General features: G+C 33.1%; 21 protein-coding genes and 2 tRNA genes. 5 read left to right on the plus strand and 18 right to left on the minus strand.

From position 1 onward, the window contains the following. Window positions 1-95: 95 nt before the first annotated feature. The 8 genes from HPY57_02775 to HPY57_02810 form a co-directional block, all read right to left on the minus strand. Window positions 96-1106: a hypothetical protein gene (locus HPY57_02775; GenBank protein ID NPV10695.1), complete on the minus strand. Its 1011-nt coding sequence runs from the start codon at window positions 1104-1106 to the stop codon at window positions 96-98. Between the two features lie 2 nt (window positions 1107-1108). Next, on the minus strand, window positions 1109-1654 hold the full coding sequence (locus tag HPY57_02780) for a hypothetical protein (GenBank protein ID NPV10696.1): 546 nt from the start codon (window positions 1652-1654) through the stop codon (window positions 1109-1111). Next, window positions 1654-2136 (minus strand): hypothetical protein, encoded by a 483-nt coding sequence (locus HPY57_02785; protein NPV10697.1) that lies wholly within the window; start codon window positions 2134-2136, stop codon window positions 1654-1656. The genes HPY57_02780 and HPY57_02785 overlap by 1 nt, the downstream gene beginning before the upstream one ends. After that, window positions 2133-3347 (minus strand): hypothetical protein, encoded by a 1215-nt coding sequence (locus tag HPY57_02790; protein NPV10698.1) that lies wholly within the window; start codon window positions 3345-3347, stop codon window positions 2133-2135. Before HPY57_02790 ends, HPY57_02785 begins: the two co-directional genes overlap by 4 nt. Further along, window positions 3344-4231: a hypothetical protein gene (locus HPY57_02795; GenBank protein NPV10699.1), complete on the minus strand. Its 888-nt coding sequence runs from the start codon at window positions 4229-4231 to the stop codon at window positions 3344-3346. The genes HPY57_02790 and HPY57_02795 overlap by 4 nt, the downstream gene beginning before the upstream one ends. Window position 4232: 1 nt before the next feature. After that, entirely contained in the window at window positions 4233-5738 is a 1506-nt protein-coding gene (locus tag HPY57_02800) for a hypothetical protein (GenBank protein ID NPV10700.1), read from the minus strand. Window positions 5739-5816: 78 nt separating this feature from the next. After that, window positions 5817-6200 (minus strand): hypothetical protein, encoded by a 384-nt coding sequence (locus HPY57_02805; GenBank protein NPV10701.1) that lies wholly within the window; start codon window positions 6198-6200, stop codon window positions 5817-5819. A gap of 211 nt (window positions 6201-6411) precedes the next feature. Continuing rightward, complete coding sequence (locus HPY57_02810) at window positions 6412-6912, minus strand: histidine phosphatase family protein (GenBank protein ID NPV10702.1); 501 nt, start codon at window positions 6910-6912, stop codon at window positions 6412-6414. A 125-nt stretch (window positions 6913-7037) separates the two neighbouring features. Here HPY57_02810 and sppA point away from each other — a divergent pair, with 125 nt between their 5' ends. Then, window positions 7038-9458: a signal peptide peptidase SppA gene (sppA, locus tag HPY57_02815; GenBank protein NPV10703.1), complete on the plus strand. Its 2421-nt coding sequence runs from the start codon at window positions 7038-7040 to the stop codon at window positions 9456-9458. Window positions 9459-9589: 131 nt separating this feature from the next. Here the strand turns inward: sppA and HPY57_02820 are convergent, their stop codons facing one another. The 5 genes from HPY57_02820 to HPY57_02840 all read right to left on the minus strand — a co-directional run bounded on the left by HPY57_02820 (window position 9590) and on the right by HPY57_02840 (window position 13664). After that, window positions 9590-11635, minus strand: coding sequence for a S9 family peptidase (locus HPY57_02820; GenBank protein NPV10704.1), 2046 nt, complete (start codon window positions 11633-11635; stop codon window positions 9590-9592). A gap of 13 nt (window positions 11636-11648) precedes the next feature. Next, window positions 11649-12665, minus strand: coding sequence for an alpha/beta fold hydrolase (locus HPY57_02825; protein ID NPV10705.1), 1017 nt, complete (start codon window positions 12663-12665; stop codon window positions 11649-11651). An 11-nt stretch (window positions 12666-12676) separates the two neighbouring features. After that, on the minus strand, window positions 12677-13306 hold the full coding sequence (locus tag HPY57_02830) for a DUF1684 domain-containing protein (protein ID NPV10706.1): 630 nt from the start codon (window positions 13304-13306) through the stop codon (window positions 12677-12679). A gap of 193 nt (window positions 13307-13499) precedes the next feature. Continuing rightward, window positions 13500-13573: transfer RNA gene (locus HPY57_02835), tRNA-Arg, on the minus strand. Between the two features lie 17 nt (window positions 13574-13590). Beyond that, window positions 13591-13664, minus strand: a tRNA-Arg gene (locus tag HPY57_02840). A 258-nt stretch (window positions 13665-13922) separates the two neighbouring features. Between HPY57_02840 and HPY57_02845 the strand changes: the two genes are divergently transcribed. Next, complete coding sequence (locus HPY57_02845) at window positions 13923-14393, plus strand: hypothetical protein (protein NPV10707.1); 471 nt, start codon at window positions 13923-13925, stop codon at window positions 14391-14393. Between the two features lie 41 nt (window positions 14394-14434). After that, window positions 14435-14872 (plus strand): nucleoside deaminase, encoded by a 438-nt coding sequence (locus tag HPY57_02850; protein NPV10708.1) that lies wholly within the window; start codon window positions 14435-14437, stop codon window positions 14870-14872. A gap of 38 nt (window positions 14873-14910) precedes the next feature. Here HPY57_02850 and HPY57_02855 read toward each other — a convergent pair whose 3' ends face one another. Further along, the gene (locus HPY57_02855; GenBank protein NPV10709.1) at window positions 14911-15840 is read right to left on the minus strand and encodes a transketolase family protein; all 930 of its coding nucleotides are present in this window, start codon (window positions 15838-15840) and stop codon (window positions 14911-14913) included. Then, the gene (locus HPY57_02860; protein ID NPV10710.1) at window positions 15833-16666 is read right to left on the minus strand and encodes a transketolase; all 834 of its coding nucleotides are present in this window, start codon (window positions 16664-16666) and stop codon (window positions 15833-15835) included. Before HPY57_02860 ends, HPY57_02855 begins: the two co-directional genes overlap by 8 nt. A gap of 131 nt (window positions 16667-16797) precedes the next feature. Between HPY57_02860 and HPY57_02865 the strand changes: the two genes are divergently transcribed. Both HPY57_02865 and HPY57_02870 read left to right on the plus strand, forming a co-directional pair. Continuing rightward, entirely contained in the window at window positions 16798-18132 is a 1335-nt protein-coding gene (locus tag HPY57_02865) for a hypothetical protein (GenBank protein ID NPV10711.1), read from the plus strand. Window positions 18133-18150: 18 nt separating this feature from the next. Next, window positions 18151-19308, plus strand: a complete 1158-nt coding sequence (locus tag HPY57_02870; protein ID NPV10712.1) for a hypothetical protein — start codon at window positions 18151-18153, stop codon at window positions 19306-19308. Window positions 19309-19429: 121 nt separating this feature from the next. Here HPY57_02870 and HPY57_02875 read toward each other — a convergent pair whose 3' ends face one another. The 3 genes from HPY57_02875 to HPY57_02885 form a co-directional block, all read right to left on the minus strand. Further along, window positions 19430-20791, minus strand: coding sequence for a PFL family protein (locus tag HPY57_02875; protein NPV10713.1), 1362 nt, complete (start codon window positions 20789-20791; stop codon window positions 19430-19432). A 17-nt stretch (window positions 20792-20808) separates the two neighbouring features. After that, window positions 20809-21087: an ACT domain-containing protein gene (locus tag HPY57_02880; GenBank protein ID NPV10714.1), complete on the minus strand. Its 279-nt coding sequence runs from the start codon at window positions 21085-21087 to the stop codon at window positions 20809-20811. Window positions 21088-21284: 197 nt separating this feature from the next. Further along, window positions 21285-22427: an acyl-CoA dehydrogenase gene (locus tag HPY57_02885; protein NPV10715.1), complete on the minus strand. Its 1143-nt coding sequence runs from the start codon at window positions 22425-22427 to the stop codon at window positions 21285-21287. Window positions 22428-22437: the final 10 nt, after the last annotated feature.

Here is a 22437-nt window from a genome sequence, read left to right on the forward strand (position 1 = left end):
CTAATAATTAAATATTTTTATTGCAAATTAATTGATGGTTTGAATAAACTCAATTCATTGAAAATTAGAGAAAGGTGAAAAATTAAATTCAAAAATTACCAATCTACCCAGTTAGATACGATAAATTTTGAAGATTTAAGCTTTTGCTGAATATTATTGATAGCCCTTGAACTATAATTTATGACGGCAGAACCTGTTGCAGAAATATCCACGCTTGGACCAACTACCAGCATTCCGCCATATATTGCAGAGTTTCCCGAAGCAGATGCAGAAATTTGAGTATTACCATAAACGATAACTAATCCCTGATAACTAAAATTACCAGCACAACTCATATCCCCATAAATTATTAAAATACCAGCGCCCGATGCATTCCCTGCAAAATTCGCATTACCCGAAATAAAAGTAATTTTAGGTTCTTCCGGCGTGCCCAGGATTGTACCTGTTGAATATGTTCCTGAAGGTAATATAATATCAGCGGATTGTATATACTGATTTATTAACTCACTAAGGTTTTGTGAATTTTGATTTACCAAAACACTTGGAGATGGAGTTGAACCAATTATCTGTGGTTTTACATTATTTGGGATCCCATTGACTATCCTTATACTATCATTAATATTTTCCACCGATATTCCACTCACTGGCTGGGATGTTCCTGGAGTTCCATCGGAATTTTTATCAATGCCGCTAATCAAAATATTCCCATGAAGCGAAATATCAATATTCGAAGATGAAATACTCATAGCAGCATTGATTTTTGGTAAAGTGATTATATTCCATATTGTTATCACAGAAGCATTAGCTTTCTGTTTCATATAATTTGCGTTTACAGAAATTAGAACTGTGTCCGTTCCTTTGATAGAAACATTGTAAGATCCTCCAAGCAATAAATTATCATTAAAATTACCTCTCAATTTTTTGTTTAATCTGAGTTTATTTAGTGTGATATTCAAAGCTGAATTTGCAATGTATTTGGCTTGCTCAATATTAAATGCAGAAATTACCCGATCAGTAATTCGGGTTGAACTACCTCTTAAATTTAAAACGACGAAAATAATCAGCAACAAAGTAGCAGAAGTTATTATTAAGACTTTATTCCCCACATTTAACCTATATTTTTGGGTCTAACAATAAATTTATCTTCAAAAAATAAATAGCATCCATTAACGGGATACTCAGATTCAATTCTCAAAGAGACAATGATGAATCTTATAAATAATTTTTCATTAGTAGGAATACCATTTACATCCAGATAATCAAATTTAAATTTTGTCACTCCATAAGGCGAAATCGTTTGTTCATTACTATTTTTTACTAATATTAATTTATAATCCGAAGGATTTTGAGAATTTTCTGCCAACTCACCTATTCTTATTTCAAGAGAATCTACCAAACCATCTCCATCTTCATCACAGTAAAATTTTATTTTTAAAGAATCAGCCTCAATTATGGGATTCACAGGTGACCTGAAACCGATTTTCTTTAAGTAATACTCCAATATCTGTTGAGTTGTTATAAAATTTTGTAAAACTTTTTCTTCTTGTAATTCTTCCTGCTGGCTTTCGTTTATAAAAACTGTAGTTCTTGTTAGTATCAAAATAATCGATGTGCCAATTACTATGCTTATTAATAGGTAAATTGGATGATTCATTACCAGACAGAAAAAATTTGTTTGAGTTCAAATTTCTTTGCTTGATTTTGCCCAAAGCACTTTATAGTTACTAATTTATAAAAAGTTGGGCTCGAGCTTATGATATCTGGATTATCTTCTTTTACATAATTTACAGTGACTTGTAGAGTATAAAATTTACTGTTTTCCAGATTTAACTCTCTCGAATAGCCGTTATAATCATCGATATCATCGTATTCGGGATAAATTTCATTATCTGGACCGAGCATTGAAGTATTTGTTAAACTATCTCGATTGATTGAAGTCATTGAAATAAGTTTTTCGTCGAAAATTTTTGATCTCATTTCTTCGAAAAGATTTTTTGCTTCGTTTACTGAATGGTACAAGTTTCTTGCTTCAATTTTTTCATCTTTTGTTTCTATGTTAGCTCGATTAGTCAAAATTATAATTGTTGAAAGCAAGATTAATGATGCAATAAGTATAATAAGTTGACTCGAGTTCATTTTGATTTTATTTGTGATTTAATTTTTTCAATTTGTTGATCATAATCTTCGATCTTGTTTCTAATTAAATCCTTTTCTCTCGAAACCACCCTCTCGTAAAGTGATGGATTTAGCTTAGCCTTTAAAACAATAATTAATTCCTTACGTGCTGAAGTTACTACATCCCTTCCAGCAAGATATTTAATTCCAAAAACCCACCAGGGCAAATCTTTTAAGAAAGGAATACCAGTACGTTCTTTTTTGTCTTCATTAATAAATAATCCACCAATTATAGTTTCTTCTCCGTCAAGTAGTAAAACATTTGTGTTGGCTTTTGTTCTTTTGACCTCGGTAGAAATTTGTCCAGGAATTGCTGAACTTCTTTCAACGTTTAGATCGAGCAAGATGTAGTCTTTACCATTCTCGTTTAAAACATAAGGTGTGACTCTAATAATTGTTCCTGTGCTGTAAAATCTTTCGATAGTATTTCCTGCAAAATCTTTTTCTCTGGTTGAAAAATCTGAACCAACCTGAATTTCCCCTTTAACTCTGTCTCTTACTGTAATTTGTGGACTTGCGATAACTTCACCTAATTGATTGGACTCAAGGAAATTGAATAATGATGTAGCTTTAGCAATTGAACCAAAGACATTTACATCTCCTCGAATTCCAATATCAAGTGCTCGTGAATCAGTTGTTGAATTCCAATCGAATATTTCATTAGAAGTTTCTCCGAATCTTATTCCGACATCGGCACCACCTTTTGAGAATAGCGTTCGCCAGTTGATTCCTCTTTCTTTTGCTTTGTTTACATCGAGTTCAAAAAATACTGCTGAAATGGTTACTTCCCTGGTTCTAAAATCGACACCTTTTAAAATGTCCGGTATTTCTGCCTCAGAAAATTTTTGCTGAGGAACTAATTTGATAAAATCTTCTTTTTCAACTAATTCAAGGTTATGTAACTTGGCAATTATTTCAAGTGCTTTATACCAGTTGAGATTTGTGATTTCAATTCCAACTGGTACCGGCATATTTTGATCAAGTATAATCACTTTATTAATAACTTGTTTACTTATCCTGCTCAAAACATCGATTGCCTGATCAACACTTGCTGTTTTAGAAATTGTAACTAAATTTTCAGAATCCTGTGAAAGCATCGCTTTCAAACTTCGATAGCTTTGAGCTGAGATGCTTAATGAGAAAAATAAAACTAATATCAAAATCTTTTTCATTTTTTTTGCTCCTTATCTTCAAGAACTAATGTAACTCGTTCAAGTATTCCACCTTTGTTTAAGAGAAATTGACAATTGTGTTGATCATAATTTATTTTCGTTAAGTATCCAAGATAAACTTCATCACCTTCCATTAGTGTGTATGAATTACCCTTTTTATCAATTAAATAAACTGCATCAGGCATAATGGCAAGTAACTTTGCACCTTCAACTTCAAATAATCCTTGATCGTTTGGTGGAATGTCTAATTTGATTAATGATTCAAAATAATCTGAAACATAGGTCAAAAACTTTTGATCTTTTCTCTGGATTAAAGTATCCAGATTAAATTCAGGTGAAGTTGTATAAAGATTTTCAATATGAAATGTAAAAACTACTTTTTCCTCTAATTTCCCTGATTTATCAGGTTCATATGTCTGCCTGATTTCATTCAAATGAAGTCTGTAAATCTCTGGTGAACTTTCAAACAAGTTCATCAAAGAAAATAGATCTCTGAATTTACCGCTCCCAGTAATCTTAAATCTATCGATTCTCAAAGGTGGTTTTTCTTCGGTAGAAACTCGATCAATGTTAATATCCAGACGATTTTCAAGAAGATTGATTTTGCTTAGGATTTTACTATATGCATCTACCTGCGAAGGATAGTAAGGAATAATTTTATCCGTAACTTTTATAAATGACGAAAGTGAATCAATCTTTTGTTCGAGCTCATAAATTACTTCATCAGGAGATTTATTACTTAGAAGTTCGTTGGTCTGAGACTTGCTCTGTTCATTTAATTTTTTCATTTCTCTTGTGTATGAATATTCTACAAAATAATAACTGGCAGCTGCAGTTATTAGTAATAAGATCAATAAGAATATTCTTCGAGATTTTCTTTTCATTTTAATTTTTAACCAAAGTTGTTAACTCAAATTGATAAATCTTTTTATTTCTAATCTCATAAATGTAGATATTCTTAAGTTCAGCATTGTGAAGAGCAGCCATCAAATCTGGTATTTTCGATCGGTCGATTGCCAATCCCTTAATCAAAAATAAAGATGGATTTTTTTCATCAACGGCAATTGATGTGAGCCATATCTTATTTTTATGCGGGTTGAAAGATTCAATTAATAAAAGTTGATCTGTAATTCTCCTTAAATTTTTCTCAGCCTCTTCTAAGTTCTGTTTATATGCATTTAAAATTTCATAACGATTACTTAATTGATTTATCCTAGCTAAATCGGCAGATGAGATCGACTTAATAACTTCCATTCTTGAAATTTGCGCTCGAAATTTTTTCAAATTGCTTGACCGCTCTTTATACATCTGAAGTGAAAAAAACATTAAAGCTCCAATTAACATCACTAAAAAGATTGACAGGAAATCAATCTTCTTGAAAAATGAAATTTTAGAAAGTCTTTTTGTTTGAAATTCTAAGTTCTTCTTAATATTAGAGAATCGGAAAACTTCATCACAAACCGCAACTAAAGGTAAAATATATGATTGAGCTTTATGAACAGCTTCTTCTTCAAGCGAGGAAAAGTCAAAAATTTGTAAGTCGAGAAGATCTACGCTTGCGAAAGGAAAACTCTGCTTAACTGCTAAGAGCAAATCATCATTAATTTCACCTGTAAGAATGATATTTGTCAATTCAGTTACATTGGCATATTCCATCTCTAAAACAATCTTACTTGATAGAAAACTAACAATCCCCTGCCGTTCTAAGCTTAAACCGAGATATTTGTTAATGTGAGTTACTTTACCATCTTTAATGAAAATCAATCTAATTGAATCAGTTCCAATATATATCAAAAGGTATGTTTCATCTTTAGCGGGTTTATAAATGTTCAAAGTATAATTAATAAGTGCGATATCAGCACTTCGAAGAGGTAATATATCAAGCGTTTTTGACTCGGCTATTTCAGCTAAAGATTTGAGCTCATTTAAGATTGGGATATTTTCTTGAACAACAGTTGAGATTAAAAAATGATTTTTATACTCAATGTAATCGATTCGGTCTGGTGAATAATCAATGTTGGTATTTTCTTTCCATTCAGCGGCTATTTTACTTTTTAAATCACCCGGTTTCTTGCCATTATCAAACTGATGAACTAAATAAGATATATATGGTTCGGTTATAACAGGAATAAAAGGTAATTCTTCTATTCTATAAAAATTCGAGATTTCAACAAGGTTAGTTTTTATTTGATTTGGCTCATCAAACTCGGTAATATCAAAATCCAGATCAGCTGTTTTTCCACCATTAATTTCTTTAGTTGAAAAAACAAATTGATTTTCAGAACTCGGGACAGAAATAAAATTCAAAATTTTTATTTTGCCACCCTGTCTTTCAACACAAGCTACTTTAATCTCAAAACCATCTTGAAATACCGAACAATATTTTTTCATAGCAGCCCTCTTTTTTTAAATAAAAATAAAACTCGGAAAATCCCGAAAAGGAATTTCCGAGTTGTAAATGAAATCAAATCAATTGTTAATCGTAACAGTAATATTATCTGGCGTCACTACTGCGGTTGCTTTAACTTTATTTTTACCATCATTACCAGTTTCATTACCAGTACCAACTATGGTGACAACAGTCGCACCAACTGTTGCAGTATAAGTACCATTACCCGTAGTTGTTAAAGATGGTGGGATGGTGAAACCTGTAAATGAATTGCCTCCACCACCAAGCGCAGTTGGTTTTCTATAATATTGTTGTGCGAATGCACCAATATTGTTCAAATCTGCAATGACAGCATCTCTATTAGCGCTTTGTGCACTTGTAGAGGCAAGATTGATTCCCACTACTATAGCAATACCGACAATAATGACTCCGATTACGATTAATAATAATTGTTGTTGACCCATTTTTTAACTCCTTTCTTTTATTTTGACTTTATTAATTCACGCATAAAAATGTATTGCAGTAAATATGCCAAACAGTAAAATTACTGTAGTTGATAAAAAATTTTGAAATATGATTTGATTTTTAAGAAATGATTAAGAATGATTTGAAAGCAGTTTTCGAGGAAATGAAAAAATTACAAGTAAAAAAGTAAAACTGTAAAAAGTTCAGTGATTATTCGGATTTATATTTTTTTGGATATTCAAAAAATTGAAGTGTACCAGTTCCACTTTTAATATTTGCCCAGCTGTCTAAATCTAAATCAATTCCAACAATTGCACAGGTTGGAAGCTCATAATCAAAATCATATAAAAGGAAATGTGTGAGGTCAGTTAATCCTGGATTATGACCAACAATTGCAATAGTGTTTAAGTCATCATTTAACTTCTTTATAAAATTCAATATACTTCTTCGTGAAGCATTATATAATTCATCTGTATATTCAATTAAATTTTCGGGCAATTTTAATTCGGTAGAAAATATTTCTGCGGTCATTTTTGCTCTTAGAGCTGAGCTTGAAAAAAGTTTATCAATCTTAAAATTATAATTCTTTAATACATTAGCCATTAAAGGTGCATCCTCTAAACCTCTTTTATTGAGTGGTCTTTCTTTATCGTCAAGGTCGGGATTATCCCAGCTGGATTTGGCGTGTCGGATTAATATTAATTTTTTCATAATTAACCATTTTAATTTTTGGCTATATCAGAAATTTTTCCATCAGTTTCAAGTAATCAATAAAATCTAAATTCATTATAATTGAGTATTATTATTTATCTTTCAATTAAGCTAAGGAGTAAAATATGAAGAGAGCACTCACACTTTTAATCCTATCAATTTTATTTTCCAATCTTTTTTCACAAACAAATCTTTCATATCAAACGAATTATAATCTGTTCCCTGCATCTCCAGGTTCATTAAGATTTGGACTAAACGGATTTGATAATCCAGCTTTATTGAACTATGTAAAAGAACCGGATTTATATTTTATCTGGAATACAAGCAATAAATCTTTTTTCAAAATGAATGATTATGGATTCTTTTCTGCTTTTAAAAATTTTAGTTTTGGTTTTTATTCAAATAATCTAATCGGATTAGGACGAATCAACAATTATAAACTGGCAGCATCAACTGGCAACAAAAGTTTCGGTATTGGTTTCGCTTATAATTGGAGATCAACTGATATAGCAAATCTTGAACTTAAAAACTTATTTACGATTTCGACTCTCTCAAGACCAAATAAATATTTTTCTTTAGGTTTAATTGGAAACTTTAATTCAAAATTTGAAGATTACGAGGGTGTAATAGATTTAGCAGTCAGACCACTTGGCAATGAAAAATTAACTTTATTTGCTGACTTTGTTCATCAAAATTTTTCAAACACTAAATCAGACAAATGGAGCTCAGGAATTATCATTGAACCATTTGAAGGTATTCAAATTATCGGAAGATACTTTGATACAAAATCGTTCTCTGCAGGCATTCAAATCAGTTTTGGTAGATTTAGTATTCTTCAGTCCAATGTATTTGATAAAAGTGGCAATGCAATAAATCAGATTCAGGGAATTCGCTTGGGCTCTTATGATAGAAATATCTTGAACAAAGTAATCAAAAAAGAAAAGACGCATCAAATTGACCTTAATGGACAAATTAAATATCAAAAATTTCAACTCTTTGATAACTCCAAAACTTTTTATGGTTTAATTGATCGCTTGAATAAAATAAAAGATGACAAAAGCATAACGACCATTGAAATTAATACTTCAGGAATCGCAGCATCAAGAGTTTTTTTGTGGGAACTCCGAGAGAAATTGCTAGAGCTGAAAAATTCCGGCAAAAAGATAACCATATTTATTGATAATGCGGATTTCAATTTATATCACTTCGCTTCAGTCGCTGATAAAATTGTGATGGATCCACTCGGACTAATAACTCTTGAAGGAATTCTGATGGGCCGAAATTATTATAAAGGAACACTTGAAAAACTTGGAATTGGCTTCGATGAATTACGATTTTTCAAATACAAATCTGCTGCAGAAACTTATTCAAGAGAGAAAATGTCTGATGCCGATCGAGAACAAAGACAATTAATTGTTGATAATCTTTATAATACAATCAAAGAAGATGTTGAATCATCAAGAGCAAACTTAAAACTTCCATTAGATTCTCTGGTAAATAATTATGTTTTGTTCACTTCAACTTCGGCATTAAACTATGGACTTGTTGATTCAATTGGACGATGGTATTCATTAAAAGATGGATCTGAGCTGGACAAAATTTTAAGAGTTGTAAAAGATAATACAATCGAATCAATGGTGACTAATGAAGATAATTATTGGGGCGAAAAGCCTAAGATTGCAATTGTCTATACGCTTGGTGCTTGCGCTATGGACGAAGGAATTAGAGCACGAAGTCTTATAAAAGATGTTGAAAAAATAGCTAAAGATAAGTCCATCAAAGCGGTTATTTTCAGAATAGATTCACCAGGTGGAGACGCTTTAGCTTCTGATGTAATTGCCGAAGGAATGAGGAAAATCAAAGGCAAGAAACCAGTCATTGTTTCTCAAGGTTTGGTCGCAGGTTCGGGAGGATACTGGCTCTCTATGTATGCTGATACAATTGTTTCAAATAAAAATACAATTACTGGTTCAATTGGAGTGATAGGAAGCTGGTTATATAACAAAAGCTTTAAAGAAAGTGCTGGGGTTTCAACTGACTATGTTAAGAGAGGAAATCACGCAGATGTGGGATTTGGAATGATCATTCCAATTCTTAATACCGTTCTTCCAGATCGAAAATTAACTAATGATGAACGTTCTAAAATTGAAATGATGATTAGAGAGATGTATGCAGAATTTGTGAACAAAGTCGCAAATGGCCGGAACAAATCTCCAGATGAAATTGAACAAATTGCTCAGGGACGAGTTTGGTCAGGAATTGATGCTAAAAAAATTGGTTTAGTTGATGTTTTAGGTGGACTGAGCGATGCAATTGAAATTGCTCGTGAAAAAGCAAATTTGAAAAAAGATGAGTTTCAAGTAGTCGAATTTCCAAAACCGCAATTATTTGATTTGAGTTTTGTTTTACCATTATCACTTCAATCAATTCAGAAGAATACACCTTTGATTGATTTTATAAATTTCAATTTGAAGAACAACGGTAAACCAATGATGCTAATGCCTTTTGAATATATTCCCGAGGACTACTTCTTGAAAGGATTTTAATTGCAATTTATAATCAAAAAATATGAATGGAGAGTATTACGCTAAAACGATAAAGCTATTCAATAATCCTGAATTCAAAAAAATAAAAAAGCAGGCAAAAGTGCCTGCTTTTAATTTTTAATGAATTAATCCTAATCGATTTTATAGTCAATATACTTATCAGGAATTTTATCAAATGAATTTTTATCTCTTACATAAAAATCAAACCATTCCATTGTTCGAATGGCATAGTCCAATCGAGATTGAGTTCGTGCATTGCCATGTCCTTCACCGGGATATAAAACTAATCTGACTGGTGCTTGATTTAATATTTTTAATGCTCTATACAATTCCATTGACTGCGTTACACTTACTCTCGGATCTTCTTTACCATGTAAAATTAAAATAGGCGTTTTGCAATTCGTCACATATTTCAATGGACTTCTATCCCAGACAAGATCAAAATTTTCCCATGACCAGATTCTCCAATGGACATAGTAATCTTCATAAGGAATATCTGTGGTTCCTCTTTTAGAGATTTGATTTGAAATTCCGACAAACATAACTGCCCCTGCGAAACGATCTGAATATTTTGTTGCAGCCCAGGCTGAGAAATAACCGCCATAACTTCCACCGCCGATTCCAACACGATCTTTATCCACTAATCCTTTATTGATCAGATAATCAATTCCATCAATAACATCGTCAAATTCTTTACCTCCTAAATCCATTTGACCCATTTTAGAAAATTCAACACCGCGGCCATTACTTGCACGATAGTTTGGCATAAAGACAAAATATCCACGTGCAGCAGCCATCTGTCCCCAACTACCATAGGAAGTTACCCACGCATTTTGATCTGCAGCTTCAGGCCCGCCGTGCACATTCACAATTAATGGATATCTTTTACCTTCTTCATAATTCAATGGATAGATCAAAACACCAGTAATTTCAAGTCCATCTCTTGCGTTATATCTTACTTCTTCCTGTCGGGCAAATTTAACTTTATCAAGCCAGGGATTTACATTTGTTAATCTTCTGAATTCACCTTTTTTATTAAACAAATAAATTTCATTTGGATAATTAAACTTGCTTAACACCAGGATAAAATTTCCAGAATTCTTATCAAAAATAGCTCGTCTGACAACAGTATTTGCTGGAGTAATTAATTTCCTCGATGGGGCATTAATATTTTGTTCACTCAAAGGCAAATAAACACCTTCTTCCGCTGTGAAAAGCAGAGTTTGATTATCTTTCCAGCCTACCCAATTTACAGTTCCTTCAAATTTATCAGAATAATTTTTCAGGTCGGTAAATTTTTTATTTTTATTTGGAACTTCAACTACAAACATACTGCTTGAAGCAGGATCGTAAATATCGACTGCTGAATTAAATACTAAATATTTATCATCTGGACTAAATTCGAAATTCCCCAATTTGCCGGGATTATCAATCAACAATTCTTTCTGGTTTGTTTCAAGATCAATTAAGTGAATTCGCTTAAACATATAAGAATCATCAACAAGATTTCTTGGAGCAATAGCAGCCGCAATGTATTTCCCTGTATTTGAAACCACAAAATCAAAAACTGTACAATCACTTGTGATTTGTTCGGACTTCTTTTTTTCTAAATCGTATTTGTAAAGATTGATATGCTGCCAGTCTTCTTCGTAAATGATCTGATTAAAACCTTTCCTTTGTAAATTTTTAATTTTATCTGGAACTGGACTTTGAGCAGTGTAATAAATCACCTTTCCGTTTGGATGATATTTAAATTGTAAAACACTCTCAGTTGTCTCAAATAATTTAAATTTTTCACCACCATCAACTGGAATTGCGTATACTTGAGTAGCTTTATCGTTTTCAAATCTTGCTGTAAAAACAATTAATTTACCATCCGGTGAGAATGTGATATTACCAATGCTTACTTTACCAGAAATAAATGGTTTTTGATTGCTCCCATCACTTTTCATTACATAAAGTTCTCGATAAGCAAATCCGGGTTCGTCATTAACATCTCTCGGAACAATTACTGTGTAAGCAATTAATCTTCCATCTGGTGATAAAACTACTTCACCAATAGATTTTATTTTTACCACATTGTATGGTGTGATAATTGTGTCAGTTTGCGAATAAGAAACTGAAAAAAAGAACAGTAGATAGATTAATTTTATAAAGATAAGATTTCTGATTTTCATAAGGCACCTCATTTTAGTTTAGAAATGATGATATTTCTTCCCTGACTTTATCTAGGTTACAATTAACTGAAAGATGTCCGCAGTTATCATCAAGAATTAAAGTTTTACAGTTTATAATTTTTGCAAATTCAAGAGAAGATGACGGATGAAGAATATGATCTTGCTTTGCAATTATCAGAAAGATTTCTGCTTTAATGTGGTTCTTTAAATCTTCCTTGGATGAAAATCCTTTAGAGATATCATGAGAAATCATTGCTCTTAATTGACAAAGATAGTCATAACTGTTCCAATATGAAGGTGCGTCTTTGTCAAAGCTCTTTAAAATTTCTGGAAATTTTTCTCTCGGATTATTTTCAACATACCAATCTGGAGTTCTGGCAACAAGCTGAGTAAGCATATTAATTGATTTGAAGATTTCCTTTTCACTCATTCCACAATTGTGGGCTGAAGTGATTAATTGTTCTCTTGTTGTCCACAAAAGCATATCGTAAGAGCTTGACCAGGGCGTTGGCACATAAGCAATAATTTTTTCAACAAAATCTGGATACATCACAGCAAATTGAAGTACCTGCATACTTCCCATCGAGCCACCAATAGCAGCATAAATTTTTTCAAAACCCAGAACCTCGTGAAGCAATTTATATTGAGTTGCTACTATATCTCTCATTGTAAATGAAGGGAATTTTTCATTTCGCTGTTTTGTACTGTTGGATGGTGAAGTCGAAATTCCATTGCCAAGTGCATCAACACAAACGATAAAATATTTTGAAGAATCTAAAAGTTTATCTTTTCCATCACCAATCAAATTACCTAACATTTGACTTGTTCCACCAAACCACGTTGAATATAAAATTACATTCGATTTATCACTATTTAATTTTCCAAAAGTCCTGAAACCAATTTTACAATCATAAATCACTTCTCCACTTTCAAGCTTAAAGTCACCAAGATCAGCAAATTGCTGTTGAGCTTGAAGATGAAGAATAGGAATAAACAAAAGATAGAAAAATAATTTTGTAATGCTCTTCATTTTAATTCTCATTATTTATGATATTTTTTCTCGCCAGCTTCAATTCGAAGATTAATAAAATCTTCATCTCTGGGAATTGCACAGGAATAAAGTGGTGTATAAGCGCAATAAGGATTATAAGCTTTATTAAAATCTAATGTATAAAGGAAATTCGGATCAGATGATTCTTCTTCAACATCAAGGTAACGTCCAACTTCGTAAGTTTCATCGCCAGTTGTTAGGTCACGAAACCAAACAGCAAGGTAATTTCTAAGATATTCTTTTCCCTCTTTGATCACACTTTCAGGATATTTATAAACATTTATCTTATAGGTTTTGCCTTTATAAGTGAATTGGAAATACCCGTATTTTATTTGCGTTCTTTTTTCACCTTTTGTACCAAGCACGATTACCGTTTCGGGGAATGCGTATTTATACAACTTCGATTTAAATACGAAATCCGGATTCACCTCGAAATACTTTAATCCTGAAAATTCGACAGAAGTATCTCGCTTAAAAGGTGAGTCAGGACTGAACCGAAATAATGAATCAATCTGCTTTCTATGATTTTCAATTTCCTGAAGATATTGTGGATCTATTGATTTTTTTGAACAAGATGTAAGGAAAACAAGAACAATTAAAAAAAATGTTAGCTCTCTCATATACTCTTTTTTGTTTTTTTGTAAAGCAAAGATAAATAGTTAAAAGAAATTTTTAAGCATTATAAACAAAAACTTGATTATAATTGACTTTAATTTCTCCCAAAAGACACTTTACCGTTAAACAATCACCATAAGCGAAAATTTTAACTTTTAAGAAATAATGGGAGAAAATTTGGTAGGAATTTTATCTCAGTGCGCCCGGAAGGATTCGAACCCTCAACCTTCTGATCCGTAGTCAGATGCTCTATCCAATTGAGCTACGGGCGCAAAATCTAAAGAATTAGCGCACCCGGAAGGACTCGAACCCTCAACCCTCAGATCCGAAGTCTGATGCTCTATCCAATTGAGCTACGGGTGCACAAACAAAAAATTTGAAATAACTATTTGACTTAATCCAGAACTGTAAAAAATTCGTTGCAAATATAACTATGGCATTATTCAGTTTCAATTAACAGAACTAAAAAAGTTTTATATTTAAATAACAAATCGAAAAAGAAAGATGAAACTAACACGACTTATAAAACCATCAATTTTACTATTGGTTTTCGTTTTCAGTTCTTGCAGTATTATAAACTATTTACTGGAATCCCCTCCGCCATCAAAAGAGGAGATATTATTGAAAGAACTTCGGGACTTTGTTCAGAACTCTTTATATAACATTAATTATAATTCTCTCAGATTGAGTCCTGAGGCTTATAAGTCTAAAAAAATTCGTGTTTTTGGGGTGATAGTAGAGGAATTCGAAAATGATTTTCTCCTTTTCACCAATCCATTTGAAGATAACGAGTATGGATTTTATAGAATTAGAATCGACTCACCACTTCCAAAGCAGGGAGAATTTCCTAAACCATTAAAGTATATTTCACGAGGAAGTGAAGTTAATGTTTTTGGTTATTATTCAGGATTGACTTCTATCGATCCGTCAAAAATTTCATCTGAAAGTAAAAGATTAAATCCGCATTTAGATTTTACAAGATTAAGAAACATACCCACAATCGAAGCGGTAGTAATTTACGATCGAGCTGATCAAAGATTTGAAAAACCTGTATGGATTTCACAAAAATTTATTAATCAATATTATAAATAACTCGAGGGATAAAATTGTTCTCAGAACGAGATTTATATTTTATGAAACAAGCGTTAAGAGAAGCAGAAAAAGCATTTGAAAAAAATGAGGTTCCTATTGGTGCTGTTGTAGTTTTTGAAGATAAAATAATTGGGCGAGGTTACAATCAAACAATTTCATTAAAAGACCCAACTGCTCATGCAGAGATAATTGCAATTACTTCGGCAGCAAATTATTTGCAAGATTACAGACTGGAAGGTTGTAAAATTTATGTAACTCTTGAACCGTGTCCAATGTGCGCAGGTGCAATCGTTAATGCTCGAATTAGTACGCTATATTTTTCTACATTCGATCCAAAAGCTGGTGCATGCGGAACATTATTTAACATTACCAATAACAAATCATTAAATCATCAGATAAAAACATATAGTGGTCTTCTTGAAAACGAAAGCAAAAGCCTTTTAAAAGCCTTCTTCGCAAATCTTCGAAATCTAAATTAAAATATTTTTGAGAGAGGAGCTAAATATAAAATCTATTTTCAAGATTGCTTCAGTTGAGTTTCAATTCTTGAAGCAAGGCTCTCAGCATCAAATCCATATTTCTTATACAAAGCCTCTGGCGTACCTGATTCTCCAAAAACATCTGGTAAACCAATCCTTATTATTTTGGCAGGATAATTTTCACTTAAAACTTCTGCAACAGCAGATCCAAGTCCACCAATTATATTATGATCTTCGGCAGTGAAAATTAATTTACATTCCTTTGCAGATTTAATAATAATTTCTTTATCAATTGGTTTGATAGTGTGAATATTAACGACTCTTAAACTGTATCCTTTCTCTTTTAATATATTTGATGCTTTAAAAGCTTCAGCCACCAATGCACCAGTTGCAAAGATAACAGCATCATTTCCATCGGTTAATTGAACACCTTTCCCAAACTTAAATTTATAATTATCATCAAAAATTTTATCCACATTTTGTCGCGTAAGTCTGATATACATTGGTCCATTATGTTCAACACTATATTTAATCAATTCACGTGTCTCAATTTCATCACATGGTTGACATACACTAAAGTTAGGAAGCGATCGCATTAAACTTACATCTTCGAGTCCCATTTGAGTCGTTCCGTCTTCACCAATTCCAATTCCTGCGTGTGTTCCAATTATTCTAACGTTAGCTTTGGTATAAGCGACCGAGATTCTTATTGTATCATATCTTCCAGTTATAAAGCAAGCGAAGCTACAAGCGTATGCAATTTTACCCGAAAGAGCTAATCCTGCACTTACGCCAATCATATTAGCTTCTTGAATTCCCATTTCAAAAAATCTTTCCGGGAATTTTTTCGCGAATAGACTGGACATAGTGGATTTTGACAAATCGGCGTCAAGAACAACAATATTGGAATTAACTTCACCCAATTGTGCAATTGTTTCACCGAAAGCTAATCGCGTTGATTTACCCATTTTTCACCAACAATTTTTGAAGTTCCTGGAGAGCTAATTCAGTTTCTTTTTCATTTGGAGCTTTACCATGCCATTCAACATTATCTTCCATAAATGAAACGCCTTTACCTTTAATTGTATGAGCTATGATATAAGTAGGTTTGCCATTTGCTTCACGAGCAATATTAAAAGCGTTTTCAATTTCAGCAAAGTTATGCCCATCAATTTCCAATACATTCCACTTAAAAGCTTCAAGTTTTGCTTTCAATGGTTCAAGATCCATTACATCTTTTGTAAAGCCATCAATTTGACTTTTGTTGTAGTCCAGGATCACACAAAGATTATCAAGATTAAATTTTGGAGCTGAAAGAATTGCTTCCCAGATTTGACCTTCCTGCGTTTCACCATCACCAGTCATACAATAAACACGATAAGATTTTTTATCAATCTTTGCGGTAAGTGCCATCCCAATAGCAACAGAAAGTCCTTGACCAAGCGATCCAGTCGAAGCTTCAACATAAGGCAAATCAAGATAACTCGGATGTCCTTGTGTACGTGAACCCAATACTCGCAAATTCATCAATTCTTCATAAGAGATTAAACCAATTCTTGCCAGAATTGCATAAAGTGCTGGAACACCATGACCTTTTGATAAAACAAATCTGTGTCTATCCGGGTCAAGTGCATTTTCCTTAGTTCTTTTTATCTCATTAAAAAATAAATAAACCAGAATATCAATTGCACTTAATGAACCACCTGGATGACCAGATTTAGCTCTTGATATCGCCTTAATGATATCAATTCTTAATTCATTTGCAATTTGTTGTAATTGATTGTGTGTATACATATCTCAAAAATTTTTCAAAGTTAACAATTGACATTAAATGTTCAAAGATAAAATTTTTAGCATTTAGTTTGAGTTCGACATTAACATTATATATTTTTGAGTGGCATTCAGAATAAATTTTGAGGTGACAAATGGAAAAATTCCTTTTAGTCTTTCTTTTGCTCTCAAACACATTACTCTTTTCACAAACTAAAATGGGAGAATACAAATACGAGGATTTCAAAACTCCTGAGTATTGCGGGACTTCATGTCATACAGATATTTACCAGCAGTGGAAACAGGCAATGATGTCCGAGGCCTTCACTCATAAATGGGACGAAATAGAATACTTTGATTTAGCTGTACCACATTCTGAAAAAGATGAAAAGGTTGCAGAAGTAAAAGCTGGCTGTAATGGTTGTCATTCTCCACTTGCATATGTAACAGGAGATATCCCGCCAAAAAGACCTTCTTTTAATACAAGAGCAAATGAATCTGTTTCCTGTGAAGTTTGTCACAGTATCGTTGGTTATGCAGGTGATATTCCTTACAATTTCAATTATATAATGAGACCAGGCAAAACAAAATTTGGTGCTAGACAAAGCGATATTCAATCTCCTGCCCACATAATCGAAATTAATCCGCTTCTCAAGTCCGGCGATTTTTGTGGAATTTGTCACAATGAAAAAAGTCCTTATGGTGTTTGGGTAAAATCAACTCATCTTGAGTGGAAAGAAGGTCCATATTCAAAGGAAGGAGTTCAATGTCAGGATTGCCATATGCCAAAGGTAGAGATGAGAGCTGCAAGTATGGGTAATTTATATAAAGATATGAGAGCTCATCTTTTTCACGGTGCACATGATAAAGGAAAACTTAATGGTGTAATTGAATTAAGAATAAATCCTGATATTAGAGAAGTTGAACCAGGTTCAACGGTCAAATTCACAGTTATTCTTTACAATGCAAAAGCAGGTCATAAATTCCCAACAGGTTCAGTTGAAGATCGAATTGCATGGCTGGAAGTTACAGCAGTTGATGCAAAAGGAAACAAATATCACTTACCTGTTGACAAAAAAGGATTTCAAGGAGAAGAATATACAATAAGCGACGAGAAAGCACTCGCCTATCAAGATTTAGGAATTGCACTGAATAAGCCTGATTTCAAAGGACTTGAAAGAGATGGAATTCCATCTGGTAATCGAATTTTTAGAATGGCATATTTTGATCCACAAGGAAGGATGACAATGCAACAATGGAATACAGCATCACTTGGAGTTGATTACAGAATAGGTCCGCGGGAAACAAAAGTTGAAACTTTTACATTTCGAGTACCTGATAATTGTCCTCCAGGAAAAATGAAAGTAACAGCCGTTTTGAATTATCAACTGCTTGTTTCATCAGTTGCGAAATTTTTAGGTGTTCCAGAATCAGAATATCAAACAATTAAGATAAACGAACATTCAACTGAAATTGAAATTCTAGAATAAATTTAGGGAGATAAATCAATGAGAAAACTTCCTCTTACGCTTTTTGCAGTTTTCCTTCTTATAAATTTCACTTCAGCAGAACTTTTTGGTATTCCTGCATTTGCAAGAAAATACAGTATGAGCTGTCAGACCTGCCACTCACCTTTTCCTAGATTAAAAGATTATGGTGATGAATTTGCTCGAAACGGTTTTGTTCTTGCTGATAAAGATGCACCAAGATACTTTTTGGAAACTGGTGATGCTGAATTATCTTTAATTAGAGATTTTCCTTTAGCAGTTAGAATTGAAGGATTTGCAACATTTAAACATAAATCGAACGAAGATAGAATTGATCTGGCAACGCCATATATGGTAAAATTTCTTTCAGGCGGTGCATTGACAAAAAATGTTTCTTATTATTTCTATCTCTACTTAAACGAAAAGGGTGAGATAACAACTGTCGAGGATGCATATTTGATGTTTAATAATGTTTTTGGTACTGATTTGGATATTTATGTAGGACAATTTCAAATTTCCGATCCACTATTTAAAAGAGAGCTAAGATTAACTCGCGAAGATTATATGATTTATAAAAAGAAAATTGGTAATTCTCAAATGAGTCTCGGTTATGACAGAGGAATTATGTTGAACTTACCTCTTAAAACTAAAACAGACTTAACCTTTGAAATTGTTAATGGTAATGGAATAGGAGCCGTAACAGATAATTTTGACATTGATAAATATCCGAGCTTTTTTGGAAGAGTATCTCAAGATATTGCAGAACCCTTAAGGTTTGGTTTATTTGGATATTACGGAAAAGAAAAAGTAAGCCAAAATAATCCAATTAATAGAGCCACAATGTTCGGTGTAGATGCAACTTTAACCTTAAGTGATAAATTTGAAACTAACTTTCAATATGTAAAAAGAAAAGATACTCAAGCTGATGCAGTTAGATCCGCTAACACAAACGGATCATTTCTTGAACTTGTTTACACTCCCAAAGGTGATGAAAGCAAATGGTATGCTGCTGCACTAATCAACTATATAACTTCAGATTATCCAGGTTCAGATTATAAAACTTCAGCGTTACACGTAGGATATTTACTCCGAAGAAACATTAGACTTTATGGCGAATTTATTTACGACTTCATTAATAAATCTAATCAATTATTGGTCGGATTTGTCACTGGATTTTAAGTGATATTATTTACCAAACAAAAAAAGGCGAGCATTGTCTCGCCTTTTTTTTTAAATTCTATTTGAGCAAAAAAATTATTTATAAATCTGTTTAATAAAATTTTGAACTAAACTTAAACTTTCAATTTGTCAAACTTCGAACTGGTGCTGGAATTCTTCCTCCCCGCAGCACAAACTCTTTTGATGATAAATTTCTTACTGGCATAATAGGAGCTGAACCCAACAGACCGCCATACTCAACAATATCACCAACTTTCTTTCCATAGGCTGGAATTATTCTAACCGCAGTTGTTTTATCATTAATTACACCAATTGCACATTCATCAGCAATTATTCCTGCAATAGTTTCTTCAGGTGTATCTCCAGGAATTGCAATCATATCAAGACCAACAGAACAAACGCTTGTCATTGCTTCTAATTTTTCAATTGAAAGATGTCCTTTCTGAACTGCTCTAATCATTCCTGCATCTTCAGAAACAGGGATGAACGCACCGCTCAATCCACCAACAGATGAGCTTGCCATCAATCCACCTTTTTTAACAGAGTCGTTAAGCATTGCTAATGCTGCGGTTGTTCCAGGTGCACCAACTGATTGAAGTCCCATTGCTTCAAGAATATCTGCAACTGAATCACCTTCAGCTGGAGTTGGTGCAAGAGATATATCGACAATTCCAAATTCTACTCCGAGTAATTCGGCAACTTTTCTGCCGATTAATTCACCTGCTCGTGTAATTTTAAAAGCAGTTTTTTTGATGACCTCGGCTAATTGTCCCAGATCAACTCTACCTGCTTCACGAATTGCCTGAAGAACAACTCCTGGTCCGCTTATGCCCACATTGATAGATGCTTCAGCTTCTGAAACACCATGAAATGCCCCTGCAACAAATGGATTATCTTCAGGGACATTACAAAAGACAACAAGTTTTGCACAACCAATCGAACCATCTTTAGCAGTTAATCTCGCTGTTTCCTTTATCTGATGACTCATTAAATTTATGGCGTCGATATTTATTCCAGCTTTTGTGGAAGCGACATTGACAGAGGAACATACTCTTTTAGTATTTGCAAGAGCTTCTGGGATTGCAAGAATTAATTCTTTTTCTCCTTTTGTAAATCCTTTTTGCACAAGAGCACCAAAGCCGCCAATGTAATCCACTCCAACTGCTTCAGCAGCTTTATCCATTGTCTCTGCTATTTTAATGAATTCATCTTTTTTTAGATTATCAAAAGGAATTGAAACGGGAGTGACCGCAATACGTTTATTCGCAATTGAAATACCAAAACGTCGTTCAATATCCTCTGCAATTTTTACATGATTTTTAGCTACTCGAGTAATTTTATCATAGACTTTTTGACAGATGACATTAACATCTCGATCTGCACAATCTCTCAGATTGATTCCGAGTGTGACTGTTCGAATATCGAAATGTTCAACCTGAGTCATTCTAATCGTTTCAAGTATTTCTTCAAATTCGTAAGGCATATTAAATTCCTTTTAATTCATATTCTGTGCATACTTTTAAAAACATCTTCGTGTTGTATCATAATTTTGATGTTCATTTCTTCAGCAGCATTTGCAAGTCGATCGTGAAGTTCTTTAAATGATAGCGGAGAATTTGAAATATCAACAATCATAATCATCGTGAAAAATTCCTGAAGAATTTTTTGAGTAATATCCTGAATGTCACAATTAGCTTCTGCAAGAATTGTTGAAATTTTACTAACAACTCCAGGCCGGTTAATACCATACGAAGTGATAATTACTCTACCGCTATCCATTGAGTTCTGTGATGTAGAAGGTTTTTCAATGTATTTTTCTATTCTCTTATAAACTTCTTCTCTTAATTTTTCTGGAGTTATATTATTACCGAATTCTTTAAGAACTTCAATGGTAATTTCTCTAATTTTTTGTTCTGAAACGCTCAAGATTTTCACCTATTGATTTAGTTCTGAATGGATTTTAACTAATTAAAATTTCAATCTTTTAATAAATGTCTTGCAATTACAATTCTCTGTATTTCAGATGTCCCTTCATAAATTTCTGTGATCTTCGCATCGCGTAAATATCTTTCGACTAAATATTCACGAACGTATCCATATCCTCCATGAATTTGAATTGCTTCATCGGCACATTCCATTGCTGTTCGAGATGCAAAAAGTTTTGCCATTGCTGCCTGCATTGCAAAATCTTTATGCTGATCTTTTAATGATGCCGCTTGAAGAGTGAGCAGTCTCGCGGCTTCAACTTTTGTTGCCATATCAGCTAATTTAAATTGAATTGCTTGAAGTTCTGCAATTGGTTTCCCAAATGCTTTTCTCTCCTTTGAATATTTTATTGCTGCTTCTAAGGAAGCTTGAGCAATTCCCAGAGCTTGCGCAGCGATTCCAATTCTACCTCCATTTAATGTGTTCATTGCAAAATTAAATCCTTTACCTTCTTCCCAGATTAAGTTTTCTTTCGGGACACGACAATTAGTAAACATTAATGAACAGGTATCGGAACTTCGAATGCCTAATTTGTCTTCTTTTTTACCTCTCTCAAATCCAGGAAAATCTTTTTCAACAATAAAAGCACTAATTCCTTTATGACGCAATTCTCGATTTGTCTGAGCCATTACAAGATAAACATCTGCGGTTGTTCCATTTGTAATCCAATTCTTTGTCCCATTTAGAATCCAGTAATCACCATCTTTCTCAGCGATTGTATGCTGATTAGTTGCATCACTTCCAGCTTCGGGTTCAGATAGTGCAAAAGCACCAAGCATCTTCCCTTGAGCAAGAGGTTTTAAATATTTTTCTTTTTGTTCGTTTGTGCCGTATTCTTCTAGTCCCCAGCAAACAAGACTATTATTTACGGACATAATCACACCGACACTGGCATCAACTTTAGAAATTTCTTCCATCGCTAAAACATAGCTAATAGTATCCAGTCCAGCACCGCCCCACTCAGGTGAGACCATCATACCCATAAATCCAAGCTCACCAAGTTTTTTCACAATTTCGTATGGAAACTCAGCATTAATGTCTCTATCAACCGCACTTGGTGCAATTTCGGTTTCTGCAAATTCCTTTGCAGTTTGTTTGATCATTAATTGTTCTTCTGTGAATGTAAAATTCATTTTCTATCTC

The organism is Ignavibacteria bacterium (assembly GCA_013177855.1).
GTDB lineage: Bacteria > Bacteroidota > Ignavibacteria > Ch128b > Ch128b > Ch128b.